Below are 9,567 nucleotides of genomic sequence, written 5' to 3'. Positions count from 1 at the left end.
GCCCGCCGCGCGTGACGGGAGGCGGAGGCCGCCGGTTCCCGCCACGCACGGCCCGGCAATCAGCCGACTTCGATGATGACCTTCAACGCATGGGTTTGCGCGGCGCGCCCGAACGTGTCGTACGCGCGTTCCACGTCGTCGAGCGAGAACCGGTGCGTGATCAGACGCGCCGGATCGAGGCGTCCGGCGCCCACGGTTTTCAGCAGCATCGGCGTGCTGACCGTGTCGACGAGCCGCGTCGTGATCGAGATGTTGCGATCCCACAGCTTCTCGAGGTGCAGGTCGGCCTTGACACCGTGCACGCCGACGTTCGCGACGACCCCGCCGGGCGCCACGAGCGACGTGCACATCTCGAACGTCGCGGGAATGCCGACCGCTTCGATCGCGCAATCCACGCCCACGCCGTCGGTCAGCTTCATGACTTCCGCCACCGGGTCGCCGCCGCTGCCGTCGAAGCAGTCGGTCGCGCCGAAACGCCGTGCAACCTCGAGCCGGTTGCTGTCCGGGTCGATCATGATGATCCGCGCGGGCGAATAGAACTGCGCGGTCAGCAACGCGGCCAGCCCGATCGGCCCCGCGCCGACGATCGCAACCGAGCAGCCCGGCTGCACCTTGCCGTTCAGCACGCCGCATTCGAATCCGGTCGGCAGGATGTCGGACAGCATCACGAGCGCGTCCTCGTCCGAACCGGCCGGAATCCGGTACAGGCTGGTCGGCGCATGCGGGATGCGCACGAACTCGGCCTGCGTGCCGTCGATCCGGTTGCCGAGTATCCAGCCGCCGGTCGTGCAATGCGAATACAGTCCGCGGCGGCAATACTCGCAGCGGCCGCACGACGAGATGCACGAAATCAGCACGTGATCGCCCGGCTTCAGCGAATCAACCGCGGCGCCGACCTGCTCGACGATGCCGACGCCTTCATGACCGAGAATGCGGCCCGGTTCGCACGTCGGCACGTCGCCCTTGAGAATGTGCAGATCGGTGCCGCAGATCGTCGTGCGCGTCACGCGGACGATCGCGTCGGTGGGCGACTGCAGTTCCGGTTTGGGCCGCCGTTCGAGCGCCTTGCGCCCTGGGCCGTGGTAAACGAGTGCTTTCATCGCGATTCCTCCATCGAAAGGGGGGCCTGCTCAGGCATGGGGGCGGCGTCAGGCCGGACCTGTGCCAGCAACACCGCGAGCGCACACGAGGCGACCCGGACGGCGACGCCGTCGGCGCGGCTCGTCAGCACGATCGGCACGCGCGCGCCCACGACGACGCCCGCGTTGGCGGCACCGCCCAGGTATTCGAGCTGTTTCGCGAGCATGTTGCCCGCTTCGATATCGGGCACGACCAGGATGTCGGCACGGCCGGCAACCGGCGAGTCGATCCCCTTCTCGCGCGCGGCCCGCAGCGATATCGCGTTGTCGAACGCGAGCGGGCCGTCGACGATCGCCCCCGTGATCTGCCCGCGCTCGGCCATCTTCGCCAGCGCCGCCGCGTCGAGCGTCGAGCGCATCGCCGGATTGACGGTCTCGACCGCGCACAGCACGGCCACGCGCGGGCACGCAACGCCCAGCGCATGCGCGATGTCGATCGCGTTCTGCGTGATCGCCGCCTTCTGCGCGAGATCCGGTGCGATATTGACGGCCGCGTCGGTCAGCAGGAACGGGCGCGGATATGCGGGCGCCTCGATCAGGAAACAGTGAGACATGCGCTTGTCCGTGCGCAGGCCCGATTCCGCGGCGACGACCGCGCCCATCAGCTCGTCGGTATGCAGGCTGCCCTTCATCAGCGCGCCGACGCGGCCCGACTTCGCGAGCTCCACCGCCCGGGCCGCCGCCGCGTGGCTGTGCGGTACGTCCTCGATCGTCCATTTCGACAGATCGACGCCCGCCTCGTCCGCCACGCGCAACACCTTCGCACGCGGCGCGACGATCAGCGGGTCGATCGACGCGCCCAACGGCGACGCATTGATCGCGGCAAGCGCGACGAGACTGGCCGCGTCGCACGGATGCACGACGGCCACCGTCAGCGGCGGCGCATGGCACGCACGCGCGATCAGTTCGGGAAGTTCGCCGTCCGCGCGCGGCAACAGCCCGGGCAGGCACGCGCCGTCGGATACATCCGGATGCAGGTTCATGTTCATGTCTCGAGCACGTAGGTGCCGGGTGCGGCACCGAAGCCGGCGGCCGGCACCCGCGCCGGAAGGTCGCCCGACGAATGCGCGCGCAACCAGTCGCGCCAGCATGTCCACCACGATCCGTCGACCGCGGGTGTTTCGCTCACGAAGTCGTGCCGGCTGCGGTAAGGCGCGCCGGGCGCGCGCGTCGCGCAGCGATAGTGGCGCCCCGGATGCCCGGGCTCGGACACGATGCCGGCATTGTGGCCGCCGGAGGTCAGCACGAACGTCAGCGCGTGGTGCGTGAGCAGATGCAGCTTGTAGACGGAATGCCAGGGCGACACGTGATCGCGTTCGGTCCCGACCACGAACGTCGGCACGTCGATATCCGACAGCGCGACCGGTCGCCCGTCGACGCAGTAGCGGCCGGCCGCGAGATCGTTGTCGAGAAAGAGCCGCGTCAGGTATTCCGTATGCATGCGATACGGCATGCGCGTGGTGTCCTCGTTCCACGACATCAGATCATTCGGCTTGGTGCGCGTGCCGAGCAGGTATTCGCTCATCATGCGCGACCAGATCAGGTCGCGCGCGTTCAGCAGTTGGAACGCGGCGGACATCTGCGCGCCGTCCAGGTAGCCCTGCCGCCACATCAGCGCATCGAGCGCAGACAGTTCGCTCGCGTCGATGAAGAGGCCGAGTTCGCCGGGTTCGCTGAAATCGGTCTGGGCCGCCAGCAACGTGACGGACCGCAATGCGTCGTGCTGCCGCCCGTCGCGCGCGAGCGCCGCCGCAGCGATCGCCAGCAGCGTGCCGCCGAGGCAGTAGCCGACCGCGTGGACGGCTTCGCCGCAGATCGACCGGACGGCGTCGAGCGCCGCCATGCACCCGTCACGCAGATAATCGTCGAGCCCGAGCTCGCGCGCTTCCGCGCCCGGATTGCGCCACGACACGGCAAACACCGTGTGGCCGGCATCGACCAGGAAGCGGATCAGCGAATCGTGCGGCTGCAGGTCGAGGATGTAGTACTTCATGATCCACGACGGCACGATCAGGATCGGCTCGCGTGCCACGGTGGGCGTCGTCGGGTCGTATTGCAGCAGCTCGCACAGCGCGTTGCGCCACACGACGCGGCCCGGCGTGATCGCCACGTCGCGCCCCGGCAGATAGCTGCGAGTGTCGCGGGCTCGCGTGCCGCTCGTGCGATCGAGCAGTGCATTCGCGTCGTCCAGCCAGTTCCGGAAGCCTGCCGCGAGATTCGCGCCGCCGCTGCGCATCGTCGCGTCGAGCACGACCGGGTTGGTCGCCAGGAAATTGCCCGGCGAGCACGCGTCGAGCCACTGTCGCGCGATGAATCCGACCAGTTCCTCGTGGTGCCGTTCGACACCCGGCACGCCGCGCGTCGCGTCGCGCCACCAGCGCTGGATCGACAGGAAGCCGTCGCGATACGCGCAAAACGGCCATCCGGCCCACGCGGGCGCCGCGAAGCGCGGGTCGGCCTGCCCGGCGTGCACGGCCAGACTGGTCGTGTCGGACTCGTCAGCCTCGCCCTCGCCCCGGCTTGCGGCCGGTGCAGCGGCAGCCAGCCACGCCTGCGTCGCGAGCTCGAAGCATTTTCCCGGCGACACGGCCAGATGCGCGCCCCAGTCGAGCATGGCCAGCGCCATCGACGCGGGCGACAGCCCGAAGGTCATCGCGGCCACGTTCGCATGCGCGGCGCGGTTCCATTGTTCGGCGGGCGACGTGCGGACCGGCGTGCATTCGGCCGCGCGCGACGCCGGTTCGCTCGTACCCGTTGGCCGCATCGATTCGTGCTCGATCGGCAAGTGCATGACGGATGCTTTCATCGCATGTGCATGCCGCCGTTGACGTCGAATTCCGCGCCCGTCGCGAAAGCCCCCGCGTCGGAACACAGGAAGGCGACGAGCTCGGCGATTTCGTCAGGATTGCCAAGGCGGCCGACCGGAATCTGCGGCAGGATCTTCGTGTCGAGCACTTCCTTCGGCACCGTCTCGAGCATCGCGGTCGCCAGATAGCCAGGCGCAACCGTGTTGACCGTGACGCCGTGGCGCGCGAGCTCGAGCGCCAGCGCCTTCGTGAAGCCGTGGATGCCAGCCTTCGCGGCCGCGTAGTTCGCCTGCCCGTATGCGCCGCGCGAACCGTTCACCGAGCCGATGTTCACGATCCGCCCGAAGCCGGCCGCGATCATCCCCGGCACGAACGGCTTCGTCATGTTGAACATGCCGTCGAGATTGGTGCGCAGCACCGCATCCCACATGCTCTTGGTCATCTTCACGAAGGTGGCGTCGTGCGTGATCCCGGCATTGTTGACGAGCACGTCGACGCGCCCGAACTCGGCCAGCACGCGTGCCCCGCAATGCTGGCACGAATCGTAGTCGGCGACGTCGACCTCGAACGCGTGGAACGTCCTGCCCGCCTCGCGTTCGTGCGTGAGCCACGTCGCGACGTGGTCGTTGCCTTCGGTGTGCGACACCGCCACCGTCATGCCGGCATCGTGCAGGCGACGGCTGATCGCGGCGCCGAGCCCGCCCATGCCTCCCGTGATGAACGCGACACGTTCAGCGCGCATGGCCGTTCTCCTGTGCGCCAGCCATGCCGTTCAGGCGGCGGGGGGCACCCGGCGCCGCGCCGGCCACGTCCTCGATCCCGCGTTCCAGTGCCGTCATCCAGTCTGCCCACGGCATGCTGGCTTCGTTGACCACGGCCAGTCGTTCCAGATCGGGCAACCAGTCGGTCTGATAACGCGACAGCGCGCCCGCGCCGTATTCGCGCGCCCAGGTACGCCATGCGCCGGCGCTCTCGTATTGCGCTCGCATGCACAGCTCGGTGGCGTCCTGCCAGATCGCGACGCTCGCGATCGCGTAATCGCGCATCACCTGCCGGGCCGCCTCGCCGAAGGCCGTCCACTCCTTCGTGTCCGCAAGCGCCTGCTGCAGATGACGAACCGCGTCGCGGTCGCGCTCGATGCGCCGCCCTGCCAGCGCATGCCATTCATGCTGCCAGTCGCGGTTCTGCGCGACCATGCGCAACGCAAGATCGCAGCCCGCGCGGCAAACGTCATTCGGTGTCGTCAAAGCGTACGTACTCATCGGCTTTCCTCTTTCGATCCGGTCAATGGGTTGGCATTCCGCCACATGCCGCCTGCCCGGGGTCGGCATCGCGACCGCTTCACTGTGCGGGCATCGCGCAAGGGGGCCGTTGATCTGAGTCAAGTACGCGGAAACCCTGCTCCGTAGACTGGATTGCACTGGCGGTTCCCCCGTCGATGGAGCGATCCCGATGAGCTACAAGAGCATAGTCGTGCACCTCGATTCGAGCGCCCGCGCGCATTCGCGGCTCGAGCTCGCGTTGCGTCTCGCCCGGCGCTTCGGTGCGCATCTGACCGGCCTGTACGCGGTCTACACACCGGAACCGCATTCGTTCTACGTGATGGCCGGGTCCGCCGATTACTTCCGTGAACACCGCGAACAGCGCGACGAACGGCTCGCCGCGCTGGAACGCCTGTTCCATGCGGAGACGGCCCGCGCGAAAGTGCAGGCCGCCTGGGTGCGTGCCGACGATCGCGCGAACCTGGCCGTGCCGCGCGCCGCGCGCCTGGCCGACCTCGTGATCGCGGGCCAGAGCGACCCGAACGATCCCGAGACCTTCATCGACGACCAGTTTCCTGAAAACCTCGTGTTGTCCGCCGGTCGCCCGGTGCTGTTCGTGCCGTACACCGGCGAATTCCCGTCGATCGGCGAACGGGTGTTCGTCGCGTGGGACGGCAGCCGGGAAGCGGCCCGCGCCGCGCAGGACGCGATTCCCTTTCTCGAGCACGCGAAGCGCACGACGGTCGCCGCCGTGATCGACGGCAATTCGGAAGCGGCAACCACGCGTATTCCGGCCGCCGACGCCGCGCTGATGCTGGCGCGCCATGCACGCGACGTGAACGTGCTCGATATCGATGCCGGCGCCGGCTCGGCGATCGGCGACACGTTGCTGTCGCGCGCTTATGAAACGGGTTCCGACCTGCTCGTGATGGGTGCCTACGGCCATCCGCGCTGGCGCGAGCTGGTGATGGGCGGCGCCACGCGCACGGTGCTGGCGTCGATGACGCTGCCAGTGCTGATGTCGCACTGAGCCGGCCGATGCGTACGCTCGCACTGCTCGTCGTGAATGCCGGTTCGTCGAGCGTCAAGTTCTCGATCTTCGCGTATCCGCCGCACGGCGATCCCGTGCGGCGGCCGTTGCACGACGGCGAAGCGGTCGCGGCCGGCAACAGCGTGTCGATCCGGTTCGATGCCGATTCGGACGGTTCGCTGCCGCTCGCCGGGGGCGATCCCTACCGCGCCGTGCTCGCGCAGATCGCGATGTGGATTCGGATACGGTTGCCGCATATCACGCTGGGCGCGATCGCACATCGCGTCGTACACGGCGGCGCGCGATACGTGGAGCCGATGGTCGTCGACGGTGAAGCGCTGGACGCGCTGCGCACGCTGACGCCGCTGGCACCCCTGCATCAGCCGCACAGCCTGGATGCGATCGACGCGCTGCGCGATGCGTTTCCGGGCGTCCCGCAAGTCGCCGTGTTCGACACGGCGTTTCATCGCACGCTGCCGCGCGTCGAGCAGCTGCTGCCCTTGCCGCACGCGTGGTTCGACCAGGGTGTGCGCCGCTACGGGTTCCACGGCCTGTCGTACGAATACCTTTCCATCGCGCTCGCCGAATCGTTCGGTGCACGTGCGCAAGGCCGCGTGATCGCCGCCCATCTCGGCAGCGGCGCGAGCCTGTGCGCGATGCGCGACTGCCGCAGCGTCGCGACGACCATGGGCTTCTCCGCGCTCGACGGATTGATGATGAGCACCCGCTGCGGGACGCTCGACCCTGGCGTCGTCCTCCACCTGCTCGAGGTCGGCAAGCTGTCCGGCGACGCACTGGGACACCTGCTGTATCACGAGTCGGGGCTCAAGGGCGTGTCGGGGGCATCCGGCGATCCGCGCGTGCTGCTCGCTTGCGAAGCCGCCGGCGACGTGCCGGCCCGCGACGCGCTGGCGCTGTACGTCCATCGCATCGTGCGTGAAACCGGCGCGCTGACCGCGCTGCTGGGCGGCCTCGACATGCTGGTCTTCACCGCCGGCATCGGCGAACACTCGGCGGAACTGCGCGAGCGGATCTGCGCGTCGCTCGGGTGGCTCGGCATCGCGCTCGACGCGGGCGCGAATGCCGCCCACGCGCATGTCGTGTCGTCCGCGTCGAGCGCGGTCACGGTGGTCGTCGAGCCGACCAACGAAGCGTGGGTCGCGGCGCGCGCCGCGGTGCGCGTGCTGCGCGGCAACCGCGACGGTTGATCCAGATCAGCGTGATCGGCGTGCGCGCGCCGATGATGATTGCATCAACATCCGTTCAGGGGACACGTCATGTACTCGAACATTCTGGTTGCGCTCGACGGCAGTGATACGTCGTCCCGCGCACTCGACGCCGCGTTGAACCTCGCGTCGGAGACGGGTGCACGGCTGACTCCCGTCTATGTCGTCGATTTCCTGGTGCCGGCGTACGACACGTACGGATACGACCCGTCGATCCTGATCGATGCATTCCGCAAGGAAGGACTGCGCGTCACGGAGGACGCGGCGAAACGCATGAAAGCGCGCGACGTGGCCGGCACGCCGAGGATCTCCAATGTCGCGCCGGCGGGTGAAGACGTCGCGCAACACATCGTCGGTCTCGCCGGCGAGATCAACGCCGATCTGATCGTGATGGGCACGCACGGCCGGCGCGGTTTCCAGCGCCTCTTCCTCGGCAGCGTGGCCGAGCGCGTGCTGCGTCAGGCCACGTGCCCGGTCCTGATGATTCCGGCGAACTGCACGGGGAAGGCGTCCGCCGAGACCACCGCGGCATCAACCGAAAAGGAGCCGTCATGAGCTACAAGACCCTGCTCGTCCATCTCGACGACAGCGAGCGCTGTGCGACGCGCGTCAACCTCGCCCTCGAACTCGCGGGACGCTGGAACGCCCATCTGATCGGCCTCTACGTGGTTTGCCAGGACCTCTTCGAGCCGTTGCGACGGCCCGGCGAACCGCTGAAGCTGGCGGTCTACGAACGCCTGTGCGACCAACGGCGCAAGGACGCGGAAGAAAGGTTCCTGATCGCCGCCGAACGCGCCGGGCGCAGCGTCGAATGGCAGGCGCCGACCGGCAACGTCACCGAGGCCGCGGTCCTGCATGCGCGCCACGCCGATCTGCTGGTGCTTGGCCAGGAAAACCCCGACGACCGCCTGACCTACGTCGCACGGCATTTCGTCGAGGACGTCGTGATGGGCAGCGGGCGCCCGGCGCTCGTCGTACCCTACGCGGGCGACGTGCGAACGCTCGGCGAGAACGTGCTGATCGGCTGGGACGGCGGGCGCGAGGCCGCGCGCGCGATGGCCGACGCACTGCCGCTGCTCACCCGCGCGCGCTTCGTCAACGTCGAGACGGTCGCCCGCGGGCAGCCCGATCCGGACAAGACGCCGGCGGGTGTCGACGTCGCCGCGTATCTCGAACGGCACGGCATTCGCGCGTCGTTCTCGACCACGCCGCGCGAACGGTCGGTGAGCGTGGGTGCGACGCTGCTGAACCGGGCGACCGACCTGCACGCGGATCTGCTGGTGATGGGCCTGTACAGCCATGCCCGCATGCACGAACGCGTGCTGGGCGGCGCGACGCGCACGATCCTCGAGACGATGACGGTGCCGGTCCTGCTGTCTCACTGAGCGAACCAAAACGGGGTCAGCCACTCGCGGCTGCCCCGTTTCCTGCTCCGACCGTCACAACATGCTGGCGCAGGCGCCCGGCCCCTCCCGTACGACCAGCACCGGCCGGTCCGCGATTCGCACCAGCGATTCGGCGACGCTGCCGAGCAACGCACGGCGCACGCCGCGCCGGCCATGCGTGCCCATCACGATCAGATCCGCATCGCATTCGGCGGCGGCTCGCGCCAGCACGTCCGAGATGTCCTCTCCGCACGCGTCGATCGTTTGCGCGATGCCACGCACGCCGGACAGCTGGAACGCGGTTTCCGCGTCCGAGACCGCGACAGCGGCCTTGTCCGCGTCCAGTCCGGCCGGGTCGCGCTGGTCGATATAGCCGCTGTCGACGTCGGCCAGCCGCGGCGCATCCGATACCACGCACATGGCGATGACCAGGCTGCCCGAATCGCGGGCGAGCGAAATCGCCTCATCGAGCGCGAGCCGAGCACAGCGGCTGCCGTCGAGTGCCGCAAAGATCTTTTGGTACATGGTGCCTCCCTGCCGTCGTCCGGGTTCGACCGGTTCGTGAAACCAGTCTGATCGCGGCGCGCGCCTTTCCGTTGACACGGGTCAAGCACGCACGGTGCCGCCCGTACGCATCGGTCCCGATTGGCGAACGTAAGGAAAGCGCGCACAATTCCGGGCGATATCGCAGTTGCGGCTCGCCCCGCTGTTCGTGCCT

At 68.6% G+C, this 9,567-nt stretch carries 10 protein-coding genes; 4 read left to right on the top strand and 6 right to left on the bottom strand.

Annotated elements, in window-relative coordinates:
* Window positions 1-59: 59 nt before the first annotated feature.
* Genes WS66_RS30375 through WS66_RS30355 form a run of 5 tightly spaced genes read right to left on the bottom strand, consistent with a single transcriptional unit; the run spans window position 60 to window position 5,208 of the window.
* Window positions 60-1,100 (bottom strand): zinc-dependent alcohol dehydrogenase family protein, encoded by a 1,041-nt coding sequence (locus tag WS66_RS30375; protein WP_059602699.1) that lies wholly within the window; start codon window positions 1,098-1,100, stop codon window positions 60-62.
* The gene (locus tag WS66_RS30370) at window positions 1,097-2,128 is read right to left on the bottom strand and encodes a bifunctional enoyl-CoA hydratase/phosphate acetyltransferase (RefSeq protein ID WP_059602696.1); all 1,032 of its coding nucleotides are present in this window, start codon (window positions 2,126-2,128) and stop codon (window positions 1,097-1,099) included. Before WS66_RS30370 ends, WS66_RS30375 begins: the two co-directional genes overlap by 4 nt.
* Complete coding sequence (locus WS66_RS30365) at window positions 2,125-3,945, bottom strand: PHA/PHB synthase family protein (RefSeq protein ID WP_059602693.1); 1,821 nt, start codon at window positions 3,943-3,945, stop codon at window positions 2,125-2,127. The genes WS66_RS30370 and WS66_RS30365 overlap by 4 nt, the downstream gene beginning before the upstream one ends.
* Entirely contained in the window at window positions 3,942-4,688 is a 747-nt protein-coding gene (locus WS66_RS30360) for a beta-ketoacyl-ACP reductase (RefSeq protein ID WP_059602690.1), read from the bottom strand. Before WS66_RS30360 ends, WS66_RS30365 begins: the two co-directional genes overlap by 4 nt.
* The gene (locus tag WS66_RS30355; protein ID WP_059602687.1) at window positions 4,678-5,208 is read right to left on the bottom strand and encodes a hypothetical protein; all 531 of its coding nucleotides are present in this window, start codon (window positions 5,206-5,208) and stop codon (window positions 4,678-4,680) included. Before WS66_RS30355 ends, WS66_RS30360 begins: the two co-directional genes overlap by 11 nt.
* 190 nt (window positions 5,209-5,398) lie before the next feature.
* Between WS66_RS30355 and WS66_RS30350 the strand changes: the two genes are divergently transcribed.
* The 4 genes from WS66_RS30350 (at window position 5,399) to WS66_RS30335 (ending at window position 8,849) form a co-directional block, all read left to right on the top strand.
* Window positions 5,399-6,238: a universal stress protein gene (locus tag WS66_RS30350; protein WP_059602684.1), complete on the top strand. Its 840-nt coding sequence runs from the start codon at window positions 5,399-5,401 to the stop codon at window positions 6,236-6,238.
* A gap of 8 nt (window positions 6,239-6,246) precedes the next feature.
* Window positions 6,247-7,446, top strand: coding sequence for an acetate/propionate family kinase (locus WS66_RS30345; RefSeq protein ID WP_059602681.1), 1,200 nt, complete (start codon window positions 6,247-6,249; stop codon window positions 7,444-7,446).
* A 69-nt stretch (window positions 7,447-7,515) separates the two neighbouring features.
* A complete protein-coding gene (locus WS66_RS30340; RefSeq protein WP_059602679.1) occupies window positions 7,516-8,019 on the top strand; it encodes a universal stress protein in 504 nt (167 codons plus the stop codon).
* Window positions 8,016-8,849 (top strand): universal stress protein, encoded by an 834-nt coding sequence (locus tag WS66_RS30335; RefSeq protein ID WP_059602676.1) that lies wholly within the window; start codon window positions 8,016-8,018, stop codon window positions 8,847-8,849. Before WS66_RS30340 ends, WS66_RS30335 begins: the two co-directional genes overlap by 4 nt.
* A 54-nt stretch (window positions 8,850-8,903) precedes the next feature.
* Here WS66_RS30335 and WS66_RS30330 read toward each other — a convergent pair whose 3' ends face one another.
* Complete coding sequence (locus tag WS66_RS30330; protein WP_059602673.1) at window positions 8,904-9,374, bottom strand: universal stress protein; 471 nt, start codon at window positions 9,372-9,374, stop codon at window positions 8,904-8,906.
* Window positions 9,375-9,567: the final 193 nt, after the last annotated feature.

It is taken from the genome of Burkholderia sp. LA-2-3-30-S1-D2 (assembly GCF_001523915.2).
Classification (GTDB): domain Bacteria; phylum Pseudomonadota; class Gammaproteobacteria; order Burkholderiales; family Burkholderiaceae; genus Burkholderia; species Burkholderia diffusa.
The sequence above is the reverse complement of the archived record's forward strand: the minus strand, read 5'-3'. Positions and strand labels throughout refer to the sequence as shown.